General features: G+C 56.6%; 18 protein-coding genes and 1 pseudogene. 9 read left to right on the top strand and 10 right to left on the bottom strand.

Annotated features, from left to right (window positions below; genetic code table 11):
- Positions 1–15 precede the first annotated feature (15 nt).
- The 5 genes from BIND_RS19315 to BIND_RS19295 all read left to right on the top strand — a co-directional run bounded on the left by BIND_RS19315 (position 16) and on the right by BIND_RS19295 (position 6,853).
- Complete coding sequence (locus BIND_RS19315; RefSeq protein ID WP_012382962.1) at positions 16–981, top strand: AraC family transcriptional regulator; 966 nt, start codon at positions 16–18, stop codon at positions 979–981.
- On the top strand, positions 965–2,410 hold the full coding sequence (gene xylB, locus BIND_RS19310; RefSeq protein WP_012382961.1) for a xylulokinase: 1,446 nt from the start codon (positions 965–967) through the stop codon (positions 2,408–2,410). The genes BIND_RS19315 and xylB overlap by 17 nt, the downstream gene beginning before the upstream one ends.
- Positions 2,411–2,533: 123 nt before the next feature.
- Positions 2,534–3,505: a transaldolase gene (gene tal / locus BIND_RS19305; RefSeq protein ID WP_041779085.1), complete on the top strand. Its 972-nt coding sequence runs from the start codon at positions 2,534–2,536 to the stop codon at positions 3,503–3,505.
- A gap of 71 nt (positions 3,506–3,576) precedes the next feature.
- On the top strand, positions 3,577–5,574 hold the full coding sequence (gene tkt, locus BIND_RS19300; protein WP_012382959.1) for a transketolase: 1,998 nt from the start codon (positions 3,577–3,579) through the stop codon (positions 5,572–5,574).
- 529 nt (positions 5,575–6,103) lie between these two features.
- Entirely contained in the window at positions 6,104–6,853 is a 750-nt protein-coding gene (locus tag BIND_RS19295; RefSeq protein ID WP_041779121.1) for an IS6 family transposase, read from the top strand.
- A 94-nt stretch (positions 6,854–6,947) separates the two neighbouring features.
- On the opposite strand, the gene BIND_RS19290 is transcribed toward BIND_RS19295, so the two are convergent.
- Genes BIND_RS19290 through BIND_RS19280 form a run of 3 tightly spaced genes read right to left on the bottom strand, consistent with a single transcriptional unit; the run spans position 6,948 to position 10,597 of the window.
- Positions 6,948–8,315, bottom strand: coding sequence for a c-type cytochrome (locus BIND_RS19290; RefSeq protein ID WP_012382956.1), 1,368 nt, complete (start codon positions 8,313–8,315; stop codon positions 6,948–6,950).
- Positions 8,308–9,945 (bottom strand): GMC family oxidoreductase, encoded by a 1,638-nt coding sequence (locus BIND_RS19285; RefSeq protein WP_012382955.1) that lies wholly within the window; start codon positions 9,943–9,945, stop codon positions 8,308–8,310. The genes BIND_RS19290 and BIND_RS19285 overlap by 8 nt, the downstream gene beginning before the upstream one ends.
- Positions 9,946–9,967: 22 nt before the next feature.
- Complete coding sequence (locus tag BIND_RS19280) at positions 9,968–10,597, bottom strand: sorbitol dehydrogenase family protein (protein WP_012382954.1); 630 nt, start codon at positions 10,595–10,597, stop codon at positions 9,968–9,970.
- Between the two features lie 230 nt (positions 10,598–10,827).
- Here BIND_RS19280 and BIND_RS21735 point away from each other — a divergent pair, with 230 nt between their 5' ends.
- Positions 10,828–11,124, top strand: a complete 297-nt coding sequence (locus tag BIND_RS21735) for a hypothetical protein (protein WP_041779084.1) — start codon at positions 10,828–10,830, stop codon at positions 11,122–11,124.
- A 30-nt stretch (positions 11,125–11,154) separates the two neighbouring features.
- On the opposite strand, the gene BIND_RS20350 is transcribed toward BIND_RS21735, so the two are convergent.
- From BIND_RS20350 to BIND_RS19245, 6 genes and pseudogenes are all read right to left on the bottom strand, one after another.
- Positions 11,155–11,912 (bottom strand): IS5 family transposase gene (locus BIND_RS20350; protein ID WP_085938765.1). Its coding sequence is split into 2 segments (ribosomal slippage): positions 11,155–11,579 and positions 11,579–11,912, totalling 759 coding nucleotides; the frame shifts between segments, so codons are not numbered across the junction.
- Positions 11,913–11,975: 63 nt separating this feature from the next.
- Positions 11,976–13,436 (bottom strand): annotated as a pseudogene (locus BIND_RS19265) (mannitol dehydrogenase family protein); the annotation flags it as partial.
- Between the two features lie 94 nt (positions 13,437–13,530).
- Positions 13,531–14,529, bottom strand: coding sequence for an ABC transporter ATP-binding protein (locus tag BIND_RS19260; RefSeq protein WP_012382952.1), 999 nt, complete (start codon positions 14,527–14,529; stop codon positions 13,531–13,533).
- A gap of 10 nt (positions 14,530–14,539) precedes the next feature.
- Positions 14,540–15,370, bottom strand: a complete 831-nt coding sequence (locus tag BIND_RS19255) for a carbohydrate ABC transporter permease (RefSeq protein ID WP_012382951.1) — start codon at positions 15,368–15,370, stop codon at positions 14,540–14,542.
- 2 nt (positions 15,371–15,372) lie between these two features.
- Positions 15,373–16,245, bottom strand: coding sequence for a carbohydrate ABC transporter permease (locus BIND_RS19250; RefSeq protein ID WP_041779083.1), 873 nt, complete (start codon positions 16,243–16,245; stop codon positions 15,373–15,375).
- Between the two features lie 130 nt (positions 16,246–16,375).
- Positions 16,376–17,689 (bottom strand): ABC transporter substrate-binding protein, encoded by a 1,314-nt coding sequence (locus BIND_RS19245; RefSeq protein ID WP_012382949.1) that lies wholly within the window; start codon positions 17,687–17,689, stop codon positions 16,376–16,378.
- Between the two features lie 158 nt (positions 17,690–17,847).
- Between BIND_RS19245 and BIND_RS19240 the strand changes: the two genes are divergently transcribed.
- From BIND_RS19240 to BIND_RS19230, 3 genes are all read left to right on the top strand, one after another.
- Positions 17,848–18,045, top strand: a complete 198-nt coding sequence (locus BIND_RS19240) for a hypothetical protein (protein WP_012382948.1) — start codon at positions 17,848–17,850, stop codon at positions 18,043–18,045.
- A 116-nt stretch (positions 18,046–18,161) separates the two neighbouring features.
- A complete protein-coding gene (locus BIND_RS19235) occupies positions 18,162–18,386 on the top strand; it encodes a hypothetical protein (RefSeq protein ID WP_148210832.1) in 225 nt (74 codons plus the stop codon).
- A gap of 48 nt (positions 18,387–18,434) precedes the next feature.
- Positions 18,435–19,211 carry a hypothetical protein gene (locus BIND_RS19230; protein WP_041779081.1) on the top strand — a complete coding sequence of 259 codons (777 nt, stop codon included), beginning with the start codon at positions 18,435–18,437 and terminating at the stop codon, positions 19,209–19,211.
- A 372-nt stretch (positions 19,212–19,583) separates the two neighbouring features.
- On the opposite strand, the gene BIND_RS19225 is transcribed toward BIND_RS19230, so the two are convergent.
- Positions 19,584–19,820, bottom strand: a complete 237-nt coding sequence (locus tag BIND_RS19225; protein WP_148210831.1) for a hypothetical protein — start codon at positions 19,818–19,820, stop codon at positions 19,584–19,586.
- Between the last annotated feature and the right edge of the window lie 14 nt (positions 19,821–19,834).

Raw genomic sequence — 19,834 nt, 5'->3', positions numbered from 1 at the left:
TGCGAGGACGAAGCAATGTCTGATCGCGCCGTAAAGTGCCCCGAGCTTGAATATATCATTTGTGATTCCGATCAGTCATTCCGCTGGCACGCCCATAGCTTTCCGCACGCGCTAGCGCGCTGGAACTACCATCCGGAATTCGAGATCCATCTCATCACGCGCTCGTGCGGCACAGTTTTTATTGGGGACTACATCGGCGATTTCGCTCCTGGCCATCTTTGCCTCGTGGGCGCCAACCTGCCGCATGTATGGGTAAGCAATATCGCGCCTGGCGAGTTCATCGAAAGGCGAGACATCGTCCTGCAATTCGACGAGAGCCTGCTGGTTCACGCAGCCGCCATGTTCCCGGAATTTATCGAGATTCGCTCATTTCTGAACCTCGGTCTGCGCGGCCTCGAATTCCACGGGGCGACGGCGAAGCGAGGTGCTGCAATTCTGCAGAAGATCGGTGAAGCCCACGGTTTCCACCGCCTGACACTCTTCTTCGAGCTCATCGATATGCTTGCCCGTTCGAATGAAAAGACCGTTTTGGCCGGCGTGGATTACGCGCCAAGCCTCGATCCGCGTACCGCCAAAATTATGGAAGACATTACTTCCTATGTTCTCAGCAATCTCTCTCGTGAGGTGCGCATGGTGGCCGCTGCCAAGATCGCCGGTATGACGGCCTCTGGCTTTTCACGGTTTTTCAAGAAGAACACGGGTCGGACCTTCGTTGAATATGTACACAAGCTGCGCATTGGCCGTGCGTGCAGAATTTTGATTGAGACCAATGTCCCAATCACGTCCATCTGTTTTGACGTTGGCTACAACAATGTGTCCAATTTTAATCGTCATTTCCGCAAGGAGCGTGGTGTGACGCCCTCCGCTTACAAGCGAATGGCGGGGCAGCAACTGCTGAGCGACCCCCGGGGTCTGTCCAGACAGGGATCCTTCGGAGGCCGCGCCCGATATCAGGAGAGCGAAGATGTTTCTCGGCATTGATATCGGTACTTCGGCTGTGAAGTCCGTACTTGTCGATGCGGACGAGCGAATTCTCGCGACTGCGTCGGAACCATTGCAGGTATCACGCCCACAGCCTGGCTGGTCTGAACAAGATCCGGATAGCTGGGTCAGTGCGACTCTTACCACTTTGGATGCCCTCAAAATGTCACACGGGGCCGCCCTGGCGCGGGTTGAAGGCATTGGCCTCTCGGGGCAAATGCATGGTGCAACGCTCCTGGGCCCGGACGATCGGCCCCTGCGCCCCTGCATTCTGTGGAATGACGGCCGGTCTACGGATGAATGCGTCACGCTAACGCACGCCGTCCCTGAGCTCAGTGTCATTACTGGCAACCTCGCTATGTCGGGTTTCACGGCGCCTAAACTCCTCTGGGTTCGTCAGCACGAACCGGACATCTTCCGTCGGATCGCTACTGTCCTCCTGCCGAAAGCTTATGTTCGCCTTGCTCTGACTGGTGAAAAGGTCGACGAAATGTCGGACGCGGCCGGCACTCTGTGGCTCGACGTGGCGGCCCGCGACTGGTCAAACGAATGTTTGGCTGCGACCGACCTCAGCCGGGCACAGATGCCCCGCCTAATCGAAGGCTCTGAGCCAAGCGGGCGGCTACGGTCGGAGCTCGCGGCACGCTATGGTATGACGACGCCGCCAGTCGTTGCCGGCGGAGCCGGCGATAATGCTGCGGGCGCTGTAGGCCTCGGAGCGATTAGGTCTGGTGATGCCTTTGTCTCGCTCGGGACCTCAGGTATAGTCTGGGCAACGACCAATCGCTTTGCTGCTAATCCTTCCTCGGCTGTTCATGCATTTTGTCATGCACTCCCTGGGCTTTGGCATCAAATGGGTGTGATGCTGTCGGCTGCATCGTGCCTGTCCTGGTGGGCGCGCATCGTCGGCCGTTCTGAAGCGGACCTGCTCGCTGAATTACCCCGGCGACCGAGCGGTCCAGGGGTAGCATTATTCCAGCCTTACCTCTCTGGGGAACGGACGCCACACAATGACGCGAGCCTCCGTGGTGCTTTCGCTGAACTAGCGCACGAAACGGATAGGCCAGCTCTGACACAAGCGGTGCTGGAGGGCGTGGCCTATGGCATTCGCGATTGCCTTGATGCTCTCTCTCAGGCTGGCACGCGGGTGGAGAGTGCTACCGTGATTGGGGGCGGCTCACGCACTCACTTTTGGGTGGCGCTCCTTGCCGATGTGCTCGGCTTGCCGCTTCACCGGGTCGCTCAAGGCGAAGTTGGCGCGGCATTCGGGGCCGCCAGGCTCGGCCGACTTGCCGCGACAGGCGAATCGCCTACGGCGGTCTGTCGGCCGCCAGCAATTCTTGAGACGATCGTGCCGACCCCAGCCTTCACTCGGACCTATGCGGAGAGATACGAGCGCTGGCGCAATCTTTACCCCGGGCGAACCTAAGCGTTTGGAGAGGTTCATGCGCTGAGCCCTCCGCGCATCGTTCGAGCACGATGCCACCACCAGAAATTTCGCCCAGATGTCGCAAATGTAATCATCCGTTCTAGAGAGGCTCATGTGAGGCCAATGCCTAATGTGCAAAAAAACAAGCTTGAACAATTGCGCGACATGTCGATCATCGTTGCCGACACTGGCGACATCGAATCAATCCGGCAGTTCATGCCGACCGATGGCACGACCAACCCGTCCTTGATTCTGAGAGCTGCGACGAACCCCACCTATGCTCATCTCGTTGACGAGGCTGTGGCATGGGGGCGGCGGCAAGTTGGCGACCGCGACGCAATCATCGCAGCCACGTGCGATCGTGTGGCATTGAACTTCGGCACAGAGTTGACGAAGATCGTCCCCGGTCGCGTGTCGACCGAGGTAGACGCCGATCTGTCTTTCAACACAGCTCTTTTGCTGGATAAGGCGCGGTGCTTGATCGCCAATTATGAAAGCCGCGGTATTGGGCGTGAACGCGTGCTTATCAAGCTCGCAAGCACTTGGGAAGGTATCAAGGCGGCTGAGATTCTCGAGAAAGAGCGGATCAATTGTAACCTGACGCTTCTCTTCTCCTTCGCGCAAGCGGTCGCCTGCGCTCAGGCGGGCGTATTCCTGATCTCTCCTTTCGTCGGCCGTATCTTCGACTGGTATGTGAAGTCGACTGGCGAGCATTATACACCCGATTCCGATCCTGGAGTCCTGTCAGTCGCGCGTATCTTCAAGCATTACAAGAGCCAAGGCTACGAAACCATCGTCATGGGCGCCTCATTCAGGAATATTGGTCAGATCGAAGCGCTGGCTGGCTGTGACCGACTGACCATTGCGCCGGGGCTTCTCGAACAACTCGCCGAAGACACCACAGGCGTACTTGTTCGCAAGCTCGACGCAAATACCGTCACGCAATCTGGGAGGGAGGGTGCACTCACCGAAGCCACCTTCCGCTTCGAACATAATGAAGACGCCATGGCAACTGAGAAGCTCGCCGAAGGTATCCGTCTGTTTGCGGAAGACCTCAACAAACTTCGCGCGTTTATCGCCATGAAAATCGTTTGAGCCACGCGGATCATCATCGCATCCTAGATAACATTTTGGTGCAACATCAATCCGAAAGACCTGTAACCAATATGAAAAACAGTGCCGTTCACGATCTTATGGCAAACGCTGTGCGTGGTTTAGCGATTGACGGGGTAGAAGCAGCGAAATCCGGACATCCTGGTGCACCGCTAGGTCTCGCTGATGTAGCCACTGTGCTGTGGGCGAAACACCTGAAGTTCAACGCATCAAAACCCAAGTGGCCAGACCGCGATCGCTTTATACTTTCCGCTGGTCATGCATCGATGCTGATCTACTCGTTGCTGTACCTCACCGGGGTTGAGGGTATGACCCTCGACGAGTTGAAGCGGTTCAGACAACTTGATTCTAACACCCCGGGACATCCGGAATTTGGACATACGCTGGGTGTTGAAACCACGACTGGCCCGCTTGGCCAAGGGCTCGCGACCTCGGTCGGTTTCGCGCTGGCCGAAAAAAAGCTTCAAGCGGAATTCAGCGACGCGATCGTCGATCACTATACTTTCGTGCTGGCGTCTGATGGCGATCTGATGGAAGGCATCAGCCATGAAGCGATCGCACTCGCCGGGCATCTGAAGCTGAACAAGTTGATCATGCTTTGGGATGACAATGGCATCTCGATCGATGGGCCGTTGACTCTTTCAGACTCGGTTGATCAGGTGAAGCGCTTTGAGGCTGCGGGATGGCGAGCCGAGCGCATCGACGGGCACGACGAACAGGCAATCGATGCCGCAATTGCACGCGCTAAGGTATCTACTCAACCCAGCCTCATTGCATGCAAAACCGTGATTGGCTTCGGCGCCCCGAAGAAAGCAGGCAGCCACAAGGTTCATGGCGAACCGCTTGGCCCAGAGGAGATCGTCGCGACAAAAAATGTGCTTGGGCTATCCGTGAACCCGTTTAGCGTCCAGCCGGACGCACTGAAGGCTTGGCGAGCGATGGGCCAGCGTTCCGCAACCGAATATAATGATTGGTCTGCGAGGCTCGCAGCACTCGATAGCGACAAGCGTGTCGAATTCGTACGACGTACCGCAGGTACCAGACCGGCCAGTCTTTCACAAGCTATCGAGGCACACAAAAAAAAGCTACATGCAAATCCTGTGACTGTCGCGACACGTAAAGCCTCAGAACTGGCGCTCGAGGCAATCTTTCCTATCATGCCGGAACTGATCTCCGGTTCTGCGGATCTGACGCCTTCGAACAACACTAAGGCCAAGGGATTCGAGTCGATTACGCCGGACTCGTGGGAAGGCCGCTATATCCATTACGGTATACGTGAGCATGGCATGGCGGCTGCTATGAATGGCATGGTCTTGCATGGCGGTCTCGTCCCCGTCGGTGGCACTTTCTTCGTTTTCTCCGATTATTGCCGCCCCGCAATCCGTCTTTCCGCATTGATGAGGGCACCGGTCGTTTATGTAATGACGCATGATTCGATCGGTCTTGGAGAGGATGGGCCAACTCACCAGCCCGTTGAACACCTCGCGGCGTTGCGTGCTATTCCCAATCTCCGGCTGTTTCGCCCATGCGATGCGATCGAGACAGCCGAGGCATGGGAGTTGGCATTATCGCGCACCGACGGTCCAACCGTGATCGTGCTGACACGGCAAAACCTTCCACAACTCAGAACGGTACATAGTGCTGGAAACCTTCTTGCAACTGGCGCTTACGAGCTGATGGTAAGCGAAGGCGAAGAGCCGCAAGTAACGATTTTTGCATCCGGATCGGAAGTCGAGATTGCGGTAGATGCATATAAACTGCTCGCTGCCGAAGGTATTGCTGCTCGCGTAGTTTCGATTCCTTCATTAGAACTCTTCCTCGCTCAGCCACAAGAGGTCCGGAAGGCTCTCATAGGCAGTGCGCCGATCCGCATTGCGGTTGAGGCAGCTGTCCGTTTCGGGTGGGACGCTGTTGTTGGGGAAGATGGGCTTTTCGTCGGCATGTCATCTTTCGGTGCGTCGGCACCAAGTAAAGATCTTTACAAGCATTTCGGCATCACAGCTGACGCTATCGCAGACGCCGTTATACGATCGCTATCGAGATGGCTTTAGTTTATGCTGTCAAGAATAACGGCAATTCCAATGGTCGTATCGCAGTTTTCGTTGACGATCCGAGGCCGAGGCAGAGAATGGAAACCGTTATGCTCATCGATGGCGCATTCACTGTAAACACGAATGAGCTTACCCTGCGCCGTCATAACATTGCTTCAAACCCTTAAACGCTTGCCGACTAGAGGGCCTGAAAGTCTTGGATTCTCGGCATGTTCTCGCGAAAGATAACACACTTGTTACAAATGCTTAGTGAAATGCGGGATCGATTTAGAGTAGCGGTGATTGGATGGTGCGGAACCAGCAGCGATCTTGATGGCAGTGGTCAGCGCAAGCGTTAGTAACAAGTGTATGTCTAATTTGACGGAATGAAACGGGAGGAGTAACCGTGGCCAAGGAACGCAAACAAGAGAGCCGGCAGCCGCACAAAGCGGCTGCCAATGAACTACGGGGTGTCGCCAATTTTTTGGGCTTAAGAAACCCTTGAGGAAAAAGGAGGAACTTGCGGCTCCCATTTGTGGAGATTGCCGAGATCCTCAATACCCTTGTCGAGAAATTCAAGCGCCAGTCCAAGGACGATTTCAAGGGCCGTCATTTCGAGGCTTGGCTGATCCTTCAGGCGGTCTCCTGGTATCTGCGCTATCCACTCAGTTACCGGAATATCGAAGAAATGTTTCTCGAACGCGGTTTCGAGGTCGACCATAGCACTCTGAACCGTTGGACACTGGCCTATGCGCCCCAGATCGAGAAGAGATTACGGTTCTTCCGCAAGCCGCACTGCGGCTCGATCCGCATCGATGAAACCTACATCAAAATCAAGGGCCAGTGGCGTTATTTGTACCGGGCGATCGGCAAGCATGGAAACCCGGTCGATTTCCTTTTGACCGCCAAGCGTGATTTGGCCTCGGCCAAGCGGTTCTTCCGCAAGATGCTGAAAGATGAGCCCTTATTGGCTCCGGACAGGATCGGCACCGATGGCGCCAAGACCTTCCCGCCAGCGATCAAGGCCACCGAAGAGGAAGGCTTGCTCCGGCCAAATCCGGTTCATCGAGTGGCCAAACATCTCCAGCAAGGGATCGAAAGTGATCATTTCCGGGTGAAGCAGAACATGCCGAAGGTGGGTTGTTTCCAATCCTTCGCCACGGCGCGGCAGACGATCAAGGGATTCGAGGCCATGCTGTGGCTACGCAAAGGATTTGGCTTTGCCTGCGATTGGACCGTTCGTGAGCAAAATAACCTGCTTGCACGCTGTTTGGGTCTTCAACAGCTTAACAAAGCCTGAAAACAACGTACCGTATGCCCTTCGCGCGCCTTATCAAAAATTTTGCGACAGCCCCTCGCAGCCTAATGTCCCCCATGGTTTTACATGCTCTCCATCACCGCTGATCGCTCCCGGCCGTGGTTTTGACTGAGACATGAGAGACCATCTTTTCAAGGTGATCCGTTCTGGTGGCAGCGACCTGCTCGGCCGTCACATGATGGTCGTGGTTCCCGAACGTAGCGGTCACATAATTCACCAAACGCGCAATTTCCTCATTGCTCAAACATTGTACATCGGAATTGCGACCAAATCCCGGCATGCTGGCATGGCCGGATGGGGTCGTGCGATCCACGCCATAGATAATTGTCATGATGAGATTGTCAGGACGCTCCGACCCGACGACAGAATTGGCATAGAGCGACGGAACATAGTTGTCTGCCGTCCCGGCTCCGTTCTGTCCATGGCAGGCTGCGCAGTTGCCGTCATAAATTTCGGCTCCGCTCCTTTCGCTCAGGTCGTCAATCCGTGTCAGTTCGCCCGTACGCAGGTCCGGGGTATCGACCGGCTTACCGAAGCTGTCACGTGCCTGATGAACCCCCTCATTATGACGGGCCGGAACCTGCTTGATGAACGCGGCCAGCGCATCTAGGTCCTCGTCCGTCAGGTGACTGGTGCTGTGTTCGACCACCTCTCCCATTGGACCGGCTGCTTGGCTCCGTCCTTTCGCGCGCCCGGTCTTGAAATAGGACACCAGGTCTTCCTCGCTCCAATCCCCGATCCCGCCGCTTTTACTCGACGTGATGTTGGGTGCGTACCATCCGGCCAGGGCGCCACCGCCAAGATACTGGTCCTGTTTTTCGATGAGCATGAAATTGCGCGGCGTATGGCAGGTCCCGCAATGTTCGAGCGCCGTCGCTAGGTAACGCCCGCGACGCAGCTTATCATATTGGAAAGAGTCTCCTGTTTCCTGCTTCTCTCTTCCTGCTAGCAGGTTCCACACCCCCATGGCCATGCGGATGTTGGCGGGGAAGCGCAGCTGCGTCTCAAGCGGCTTTTCCGCGACCGGATGCACACCATGCATGAACCAAATATATAGCGCCCTCACATCCTGATCCGTAAGTCCTGCATAGGACACGTAGGGCATGACAGGATAGAGATAGGTTCCGTCCTTGCGGATACCGCGACGGAGAGCCTTTTCAAAATCGGCTTCCGTATAGTCTCCGATGCCATGTTCGCGGTCCGGCGTAATATTCGTGGAAACCACGTCCCCTTGGGGCGTTGAAACCTTCAGGCCGCCAGCAAACGGCTGGCCACTGGGACGGGTATGACAGGCGACGCAGTCGGCTGCGGTCGCCAGATAGGCGCCCCGGGACATGAGGTCCTGATCGTTGTCCGCCGCACGTGCCGTATGCGCGCCAGTCCCGCCCAGAAATGCCCCGCTGATGAGAAAAGACCAGAAAGCAGCACTTTTGATATCAGGCATGGCGTAGTTCTCTTTTCAGCATATCAGCAACACGAAGCGCGAGGGCGGCTACTGTCAGGGTGATGTTGCCCGTCCCGACCGTTGAGAAGACAGACGAGCTTGCGATGAACAGATTCTCATGGTCGTGCGTCCGGCAATGGCCATCCACCACGGAATCCCTGGGGTCCGCGCCCATGATGGTACTTCCAGAGGGATGGTCCTGCGGGAAATATCCCGGCGTCCATTGCTCATCGGTTCCGTGCATAAGACCGATGAGTTGCCTGAACACACCACGCGTATGCTCGCAGCTTCGCACCGTATAGTCTGGCAGCTTATAATAGACTTCCGGATGCGGGATACCGAGCGCGTCCTTGTGCGTCTTGCTGAGGGTCAGGCGGTTGTCGGGATCCGGCAAGGCCTCGTTATGGCTGAACAGACGAACGGTATGGGAGGCCAGATAGCGGATCTGTTCTTCCAGATCGTGTCCGACATACCCCTTGGAGATCGCGAGCTGCGTCGCGAGGTCCACTTGGTTATCGTCCACCATATGCACCAGATAGGCGCCGTGCTCCCCACGCCAATCGCCGTCGCGAAAGGTGTCGATCACGTTCGTCAAAAGCGGGCCACGACCGGGCCAGAGCGCTTTATCGCCACTGATGAACGTGACTTGCACCCCGGTATGGTCCATCATGTTCCGGCCGACATGGCTCGAGCTATTCGCAACACCGTCTGGGCTCTTGTCATCCGCCGAGACGAGAAGCAGCTTCGCCGTCTCGATGCAGTGCGCGGCAATGACGAAATACTTTCCCGCGACGCGGTGCGACCCTTTATCCGGATCGTAATAGTGAACCGCCGTCACTTTCCTGTTGGCGGCATCACGCTCGATCCTGTAGGCGACAGCATTGGGGATGAACGTCGCCCCGGCGGCCTCTGCGTGATAGACGGAATAGCTGCCGTTATACATGGCTCCGATCGGGCAGATCGGCATGCAGTTGTTATGGCCTTCGCAGGTGGGACGCCCGTCATAGGGCTGCGTATTGCGGGCCTGTGGCTCATGCACGATGCGCCATGGCGTCTGCTTGCTGATGAGCTTGCGGAACTGCTGCGCGGCGTAGGAAATGGGCAGCGCCGACATGGGGTAGGGCTGCTTACGCGGAGAGCCAAGATCCTCAATCTTAGGGTCCGGTCCGCAGACACCCATCATAACCTCAGCCTGGTAATAGAACGGCTCGAGGTCATCGTATTTCAGCGCCCAGTCGCGCCCCTGCCCGTAACGGGTCTTGAGTTCGAAATCGGAGGGGAGAAAGCGCCAGGCACATCCGGCCCAGTGCCACGTCGTACCGCCGATCATTCGAAGATAGACCTGCTGATAGGCCTCGGCATTTGGACCCGTCGTATGCAGGTATTGGTTGGGCGTCATCTGGTTCGGCGGATGCGGAGCCCAGGGTGTGGACGGGAACGGCCCCTGATAGGACGGCTTGTTCTCAAGGTTACGAAAGTTCTCAACGAAATGCTGACGGTCCACGCGGGGGCCAGCTTCAAGAACGATGACGGAAATTCCGGCCCGCGCCAATTCATTAGCAATGGAGCTGCCCGCGACACCGGAGCCGACGATCACGACATCGGCAGAAACATTCTGATCGGAAGACATGAATGAGAGTGTCCCGGATTTTTCAGGTGGGTTCCACGACGAACGAGGACGGCGAAAGCACAGGCTGCCCGGACGGCTGAGCGACTTCGGGCGGCTGGGTTGTCCAGTAGAATGGACCGCCAGCGGCATAGGTTTTGGGGTAGATGGCGTCCTTCGTGATGTCGAACATCAGGGCGGATCGGTAAACCACGACCTTACCATCTGCGACACCCCGGTACCAGCCGGTCATGATGTCATGGATCACGTCCTTCAGGGCCGGATCAACCTTTTCGGCGGTTTTGGCAAGGTCAGCCGAGGTGGTCAGGCGCCCAGTGTTCATGAGGGCGTGAAGCTTGGTAAGCTGGGCCTTCCGCTCAGGCGCCGAGTTGACGATTCCCGCATAAAGCGCGGCTCCGATCCGCGGATCAAGCTTAGAGCGGTCTGTCAAGGAATGTGAGATATCCATAAATCTAGCAACGTCTGGACTGGTCGCCGTCTCGATCGATGGAGCGGCTCCGGCAATGCCGTAGGCGACTAGAGATCCTACGCTGGCCAGCAGAACGTCTCGACGCCGTAGCTGCACTGATGGACCCGTTTTTAAGGCATTAGGTGGCCCGCTTTGCAAGAGGGGATGGGGGCAATACCGATTTTGCCTCTCAAAGACTGACTTCATAATGATCATTCCTGACAGCATTGGGACCCGGATGAGAGCGCCTTTGAGGACTCTTGTGTTGGGGCCGATGAGGGATGAGGTAAGACGGGCTCGGACAAAGGCATCTCAAATAATCTGAGGTATCTTTACGGATACATGTACAGTTTGCGACAGGTCCGAAAATACAGATTGCTTCTAAAGGTGAGAGCTGCTTTTGGGTTTGACCTTCAGATATACGGTCCTGATACTCAATGTGCCCGCTGAAGCACACCATTGAGAAAGATGCCGATGCACCGGTGAATATGCGCCTGCCGGGCATCACGATCAGGCCATTCGTCGTCCGGTTTAGGAGTTATCGCGCTAAAGATCATGTCAATCAGCATACGGGCGCCGCTATGAACATCGTCCAGAACGATTGTCCCGCGGTCACGCTGCTCGGCCAGCCAGACGGCCAGAAGTGGCCGTGCTTCTTCCACACGATGGCTTTTGAGCATATCGAGGATTTCATGTTCCTGCGGATAGATCTGAGCTTCAACTTCTTCGATTAGGCGGTTTTCTAGGGTCAGGACTCAAATAAATCAGATCCAATAAGCTACGGTAGCGACGAGGCAGAGTGCAGAAAAGAAGTTCTGTGCGAGTTTGTCATACCGTGTGGCAATCCGCCTGAAGTCCTTCAGACGGCAGAAACAGCGCTCAACGACATTGCGTCCTTTGTAAGCCTGTTTGTCGTGGCGGATTTTCTTCTTGCGGTTTGACTTGCTGGGGATTGTGGCCTTGATGCCGTGCTCTTTGAGAAAGGTTCGTATGGCATCTGTATCGTAACCTTTATCAGCCAAAAGTTCCTTGATACCCGGAACGAGGCTGACGCAGGCCTCGGCCATTACACAGTCGGCGGTATTACCTGGCGTGAGGATGAACGCCCAGGGACGGCAGAACTGGTCGACGATCGCGTGGATTTTGCTGTTACGGCCGCCCTTCGTGAGGCCGATCGCCTGCGCTTCAGCCCCCCTTGTCCACCGGCCGCACAGCGGTGGAGTTTCACATGCGTGCTGTCCAACGCGGCCTGTTCTGGGGCTGCCTCGGGAGCGGCCGCATGCGCGAAAATCTTCTGCCAAATGCCGCGTTCGCTCCAGCGGACAAAGCGATTGTAAACCGTCTTGAAGGGACCATACTCCTTCGGACAATCTTTCCAGCGGCAGCCCGCTGTCAACACATGCATGATCCCGCTCAAGATACGGCGATCATCCCCACGCTGAGGCCCTGGCTGGTTCGTCGGCAAATGCGGGACGATCTTCGCCCATTGTTTGTCACTGAACCAGAATAAATTCGTATCCATCGACTTGGCCTCCACCCTAGACCAAGCCATTGAATCAAAATAGGGTTGATTAGGTCTTAACCCTAGATAAAGCGTCAGCGTCTCGCGCGTTCCCTTCTCCCACAATGTCTTGAGGGCGTGAGAGAAACGTCGGGCAAACAGTTCCGAATGGCCGATGGTGCCGAAAATATCTTCGAGGGCGAGAAAGGCCGATGGGTCTGTTTTCGCTTCGAGCGCAGCCGCATGCAGCCGCTCGGCGCTCGCATCGTTGAAGACAATGTCTTTGCCGCTATCCGATGTTCCCGCGAAATAACGACACCAGAGTGCGGAGACCAGCGAAAGGCCGATGACGTCGTCGCCACGCGCCAGCCGGTCTTTCGTCGTCGGCAAAATGAATTTCGGCTGCCGATTGGAACCATCCTGCGCCAGACGGGGGATCGTGTCACCGATCTTCGAATTGGAGAAACGCCGCTCGATCAACTGGAAATAGGCGTCGATATCGGTATCCGGCACGGGTGGAACGACCGGAATGATTTCCTCGCGTTCGAGCTTGGCGAGAAAGGAGCGGATGAGCGGCTCTTCCATCGCTTCGTGAACGAAATGAATGTCAAGCAGGGCCGCGGGATAAGCGATAGCCGCATGGCCGCCGTTGAGAATACGGATCTTCATGAGTTCGTAGGGCGAAACATCGAGGACGAATTGGACGCCCACTTTCTCCAAAGCCGGACGCCCCGCAGGAAATTTATCCTCGATCACCCATTGCCGAAATTCTTCGCAGAAGACCGGCCAATTGTCCTCAATGCCAAAATCTTCACGGGCAATATCAATCTCACGCTGGCCTGTCGCCGGCGTGATGCGGTCGACCATGGAATTGGGAAAAGAGACATTCGCGGCGATCCAGTTGGCGAAATCAGGATCGGCGAGCCGCGCGAGTCCCGTGACCGCGTTATAGGTGACTTTGCCGTTATGCGGAATGTTGTCGCAAGACAGAACCGTGAAGGGCTCGATGCCTTTCTCCCTGCGGGCCTTGAGGCCGGCGACGATCAGCCCGAACACCGTTCGCGGCGCCTCGGGATGACGGCCATCCTCGACGATCGCCGGATGCTTCGGGTTGAAAGCGCCATTCGCGTCGAGGTAATAGCCGCCTTCGGTAATGGTCATGGAGACGATGCGGATCGCCGGCTCGGCCAGCCTCTCGATGATCGCCGCCGCATCGCCGGTCGGCAAAATATCGATCATCGCCCCCGTGACGCGGGCGGCGGTCCGGTTATTGTCCTGCTCGACAATCGTCGTCAGGCAATCCTGCGCGAGCAGCTTTTCACGGATCAGCGCATCGGAAGGCATGACGCCCGCGCCGATGATGGCCCAGTCAAGATCTTGACCGGCATTGAACAATTCGTCAAGATAGACCGCCTGATGCGCACGGTGAAAATTGCCGACGCCGAAATGCACAATGCCGGCGGAGAGGCTTTCGCGCGCATAGGTGGGAACCGCCGTCGGTGCCGCGATCTCGTTCAATGCCGCGAGCGAGAGCTTGCCTGTCATATCTCGGTCCTCACATAGTTGGGAACCGGAACGGCGCGATGGAGAGCCGCCGGTTCATCTGGAGAATTTTGTCTTTCATTCGGGCGAATGACTCCTATAGAGCGACGCCCTCTTCATTGAAGCGGTAAAGCTTGGTCTCATCCGGAATGAGGAAGAGCCGGTCGTCGTGGTGGGCGTCGAAGTCACCATCCGTTCGCGCCGTGACGGGACCGATGCCATCGACATCGATGTGAAAGAACGTATCCGAGCCGAGATGTTCCACCACGCTGACGGTGCCGCTCCATACACCGCCCTGGCGCGACAATTTGATATGCTCGGGCCTTATTCCCACCGTTGCCGCATGTTTGGATCTCGCATAGGCACCGCCGATCAAATTCATCTTCGGCGATCCGATAAAGCTCGCGACGAACAGATTGGCCGGCTTACGGTAAAGCTCCAAAGGCGATCCGACCTGTTCGATATGACCGCGATTGAGCACCACGATCTTGTCCGCCATCGTCATGGCTTCCACCTGATCATGCGTGACATAGATCATCGTGGTCTTCAGCGTCTGGTGCAGTTCGCTGATCTCCAGGCGCATATTGACGCGCAAAGCGGCGTCGAGATTCGAGAGCGGCTCATCAAACAGGAAGGCCGATGGCTGGCGAACGATGGCCCGGCCGATGGCCACGCGCTGGCGCTGGCCTCCCGAAAGCTGGCGCGGCTTACGGTCGAGATAATCGGTAAGATTGAGGACGCGGGCCGCGTCGTTCACCTTGCGGTCGATCTCTTCCTTCGCCATGCCCGCCATTTTCAGCGGGAAGGCGATGTTGGAACGCACACTCATGTGCGGATAGAGCGCGTAGGATTGAAACACCATGGCAAGCCCCCTCTGAGACGGGGGTGCGTAGGTCGCATCCTTGCCATCGATGACGATCTTGCCGCTGCTGACATCCTCCAGCCCGGCGATGAGCCGCAGGAGCGTGGATTTGCCACAGCCCGAAGGGCCGACGAAGACCACGAATTCACCATCGTTGATTTCAAGATCGATCGAGGGAATGACCTTCAAGGGGCCGAAATGTTTGGCAACTTTCTGAAGTGAGATACTGCCCATGGGGCTCTTCCTATTTGACGGCGCCGAAGGTGAGACCCCGAACGAGTTGTTTTTGCGAAAACCAGCCAAGGATCAGGATCGGTGCGATGGCCATGGTGGATGCCGCCGACAGCTTGCCGTAGAAGAGGCCCTCGGGGCTCGAATAGGAAGCGATGAAAGCCGTCAGCGGCGCAGCTTCCGAGGTTGTCAGATTCAATGTCCAGAATGCTTCGTTCCAGGCCAGAATCACGTTGAGCAGAAGCGTCGAGGCAATGCCCGGCACGGCCATCGGCGTCAGGACATAGACGATCTCCTTGAGGAGCGAGGCCCCATCCATGCGCGCCGCCTCGAGGATCTCACCCGGAATCTCCTTGAAATAGGTGTAGAGCATCCAGGTGACGATCGGCAGGTTGATCAATGTCAGCACGATGACGAGGCCCGGGCGTGTGTCGAGCAGGCCGGTATCGCGAAAAATGAGATAGACCGGAATGAGTGCGCCGACCGGCGGCATCATCTTGGTGGAGAGCATCCACATCAACACGTCCTTGGTCCGCTTGGTGGGCGAGAAGGCCATGGCCCATGCGGCGGGAATGGCGATCACCAATGCGGCCAGGGTCGAGCCAAGCGAAATAACAGCCGAGTTCATGAAATGAGCCAGATAGTTCGAGCGGCTCTGGACCTCGGCATAATTTTCGGTCGTCCAATGAAAAAACAGGAAGGAAGGCGGGGAAGCAACAGCTTCGGCTTCCGTCTTGAAGCTCGTCAGCACGGTCCAGAGAATGGGGAAAAAGATCGCAAGCCCAACTGTCCATGCGATGATGGTCATGGCCAGTTCGCGGCGAGCTGAATAGCGGCGCGCCATGTTCAAGCCTCCAGGTTTTTGCCGATGAGGCGGATCAGAAAGACAGCGACGATATTGGCGAGCACGACAGCGACGATGCCGCCCGCCGATGCGCCGCCGATATCGAATTGAAGAAGAGCCTGCGTATAGACCAGAAAGGTGAGATTGGTGCTTTGCACCCCAGGCCCGCCATTGGTGGTGACGAGGATCTCGGCGAAGACCGAGAGAAGGAAGATCGTCTGAATGAGGACGACGACGGTAATGGCACGCGCCATATGCGGCAGGACGATGTAAATGAATGTCGAGATCGCGCCGGCGCCATCCATTTCCGCCGCCTCCTTCTGCTCTTCATTGAGGGACTGAAGCGCTGTCAGCAGGATCAAGGTGGAAAAGGGCAGCCATTGCCAGGCGATGATGATGATGATCGACAACAAGGGCACGCTCGCCAGCCAGTCGATTGGTTGCAGCCCAAAGCTACCGGCGATCCAGGCGAACAGGCCGTTCACCGGATTCATGAACATGTTCTTCCAGACGAGCGCGGAGACCGTCGGCATCACGAAGAATGGCGCGATCACCAGAATGCGCACGATGCCCTGCCCATACATCGGTTGATCGAGCAGCAATGCGAGGGCGATCCCGCCAATCACCGTGATCAGAAGCACTCCGCCGACGATCAACAATGTATTCGCGAGAGCCGTGAAAAAAGCCGGATCCGTCAAGAAATATTGATAATTGGCGAGACCCGCGAATTCCTCCGTGCCCGGCATCAGCAGATTGTAGCGCAGGAAGGAAAAGTAGATGGTCATGGCCAGCGGGATGATCATCCAGGCCAGCAGGAGGAGAACGGAGGGCGCCATCATCAGACGCGCGGCCGAACGGGTGTGTAACGTCGCCATGGCGAACCTTGGGTAGATTGAACGGATCGGCATTGCATCGAGCTCGCACGCGGCGGAGGTGCTGCCGGTTTCAGGCCGGCAGCACGGGAACATGGGTTTTCTGCCCGTCCAAGCCAGATGCTTCGAAAGCTTACTTGATATAGCCCGCTTTGGTCATTTCCCGGGTAACCAATTGCTGGGCGCTCCGAAGCGCCTGGTCGGTGGTCACCTGACCGGCAAGAGCAGCCGAGAATTGCTGGCCGACCGCCGTGCCAATGCCCTGGAATTCCGGAATGGCCACGAATTGTCCGCCTATGTAAGGCACAGGCTTGACGGCAGGTTTAGCGGTATTGGCGGCCTTGATCGCCGCAAGCGTCAGGCTGGCGAAAGGCGCGGCCTGCTGATAGTGCGGATTGTCATAAAGCGAGGCGCGCGTGCCGGGCGGCACATTCGCCCATCCGTCCTTGCTGGCGACGAGTTCTATATAGGCCTTGTCGGTCGCCCAGGTGATGAACTTCTGCGCCGCTTTATCCTTCTTGGTTCCAGCGGGCACGGCCAGGCTCCAGGCCCACAGCCAATTGCCATGATTATCGAATGTGCCGGAGGTAGGAAACAGAGCGTATCCGACTTTGTCCGCAACCGTGGAATCCTTGGGATTGGAGACAAAAGAGGCCGCGACTGTCGCATCGATCCAAATACCGCATTTGCCGGTCTGGAAGAGCGCAAGGTTCTCGTTGAAGCCATTGGAGGAGGCTCCGGGCGGGCCGGCATCCTTCATCAGCTTGACGTAATAATCGACAGCGTTTTTCCATTCCGGCTGATCGAATTGCGGCTTCCACTGCTCATCGAACCAACGGCCCCCCATGGAATTGGCAAGCGCCGTGAGGAAGGCCATGTTTTCGCCCCACCCCGCCTTGCCGCGCAAGCAGATGCCATAGACCGAGGCATTCTTGTCGGTGATCTTGCGCGCCGCCTCGGCGATGAAATCCCAGGTCGGATCGGCCGGCATCGTCAGGCCCACCTTGGCAAACAGATCCGTGCGATACATGACCATGGCGCTTTCGCCATAGAAGGGCGAGGCATAGAGCTTGCCGCCGCTGGACACCGCCTCCCTGATCGACGGCAGCAAGTCGGCCTCGTCATAATTCGCGCCAAGATTATCGAGCGGCAGCAGCCAGCCGCGTTTCGCCCAGATCGGCACCTCGTAATTGCCGATGGTCATAATGTCGAATTGGCCGCCCTTGGTCGCGATATCGGTCGTCACCTTTTGCCGCAACACATTTTCTTCGAGCGTAACCCATTTCAGGTCGATGTCCGGATTCTTGGCCTTGAAATCATCCGTCAGCTTCTGCATCCGGATTATGTCACCGTTGTTCACGGTGGCAATCGTCAGCGTTTCCGCTCCAGCCGGTCCGGCCAAAGTCAAGGCGGCGCAAGCGCCGAGCAGAATGCCCCTCAGTCTCATGGCGTTCCCTCAAAAGTTATTTATATCTATCTTTGGTTATATTAAATCACTCTGATTTATGAATATGTCAAGCCTCCTGCCGGGTCATTATGGGGAAAAAAAGTTAGGGCAACAGTTCTGCTGATGCATGATTGGCTTTCCCGAGGGGAAGGAAAGTCATGCAGGGGCGGATCAAGCTGGAGGCGACAACCGGTTGGGGTGAGGTGATCGAGTACGAAGTCGGTCAGCTGGAGCGGCAGTTTGCAACGGCGACGGCCGAGGATTTCGGGCCCACCCTCAAGGAAAGCAAGGATATCCTGCGCCAGTTTCAATCAGCCTGGACCGAAAAGAACGTATGGCTGTCGGATTGCCGATAACCGTGAGAATTTGCCTCCATGACAGGAATGAAGCAGAAAACCGAGACCGGCAAAAAGCTGGGGGTCGCTAGGGGAAACTCCGCTATTTTTGAGAGATGATTATCGCGGAGTTTCCGATGCAATGGACCTTGAAGCTTGAGCGCATAGATGAGGAAGGGGTTCTCCAGTCGAGGGCCATTGGCCATATCGAGCGTCCGGAATTGGCCTCCGAAGCCGACCTCGGCCTCACGCATGAGGACGGCAAATATCTGATCCGTCAAATCCAGACGGAGGTCACCTGCGATCAGGTTCAGGCTTTCATCGCAAAGGCACGGATTTGCAGCAGCTGTGATCGTGCGTGACCCATCAAAGATCATCGGCGCCGCAAAGTCGATACGATTTTTGGTCACTTGCGCCTGCATGCTCCCCGCTATGAAGACTGCCGTTGTGGGGCTTCCAATGCCGCCTCTCCGGTTGGGGCTCTTTTCCCTCATCGCTCAACGCCTGAATTACGGTATCTGCAAGCCAAGCTGGGCAGCATCTATTCCTATCGGCAAGCTGCCGCTATCCTCAACGAATTCCTGCCGGATATTGGCTCATTCAATGCGGCGACCACCCGCAATCGCGTCGTGGCGATCGGAAAGGTGATCGAAGAGGAAATACAAGCAGAAATCGCCACCAGGCCGCTTGCCGAAAAGCCTGTTGAGCAGATGACTGTTGGGATCGATGGCGCTTTTGTCCGGGCGGTAAGCTCGAAAAATCAACGCCGGCATTTCGAAATCGTCCTTGGCAAGATCGAACCGCTTGAACAATCGCCCAAAGTCTTTGCCGCGGTTCGCGATCTTGACGCTCATGCACGCGAACGGGTGCGTTCAGCCCTTCGTACAGCGGGACGCGGACCAGCCACAAGGCTGACTATTCTGTCTGACGGGGAGGATGCCATGCGGCTGATGGCTGGCCAATGGCTGAACGGTCAGGTCCAGCGCCAAGGCGCAGGTCAGATCGAACATCGGCTCGACTGGTTTCATCTGCGGCGGAGAATGGAATGGCTCGGCAGAAACCTTTCCTGGACGATCGATTATGCCGATCCCGATAGCCAGACCCTGCGAGCCACTTACCAACGCTCTTTGCACAGTGTCAGGCGGAACCTCTGGCACCACGGCCGATCCGTCATGGCCGATGGCTGATCGCTCTATCGCATTTGGGTGCGCAAATCCTTTGCCACCATGCAACTCAAGGCGCGGGTGGCGATCCGACACGGATCAGAGAAGCCTACAAACGGTTCCAGGACCTCGAACATTATACTCGCGGAAATATCAGATCATTGGTGGATTATGGTCGTGCTTGGCATCACGGGGAGCCGATATCTACGGCCCATATCGAGTCCACCGTCAATCAGCTCATCAATCACCGCATGTGCAAGAAACGCCAGATGCGGTGGTCTCGCTGGGGTGCTCAGCTGATGCTGCATAATCGCACCGCCTATTTCAACGGCAACCTTGAACGTGTATGCGGTATTTCACGACCCACAGAATTGACCTTGCCTAACGACAGGCCTTTTAAAGCAGCCTGACCCCCCGCTTTTTGCCGGTCTCGAATATTTCCGCAGCTAAGCGTCTCTCGTCTGCTGGGGCATCTTTTGGCAAATCGCCATAGATGATTAAACTCTCCTGTGTTTCCCGACGAAGATCGAAAATCTCCTTGCCCGGTTCGATGAGGAGTTTTGGAACTACCCACCCAAGAACACCAAGAAGAAAACTGGCTAATGCAGACCACATCGAAGTTATTTTTTCCATTAAGTGCCCGTCTT

Source organism: Beijerinckia indica subsp. indica ATCC 9039, from assembly GCF_000019845.1.
Classification (GTDB): domain Bacteria; phylum Pseudomonadota; class Alphaproteobacteria; order Rhizobiales; family Beijerinckiaceae; genus Beijerinckia; species Beijerinckia indica.
Note: the sequence above shows the minus strand (reverse complement) of the source record. Positions and strands in the feature narration are given on the sequence as shown.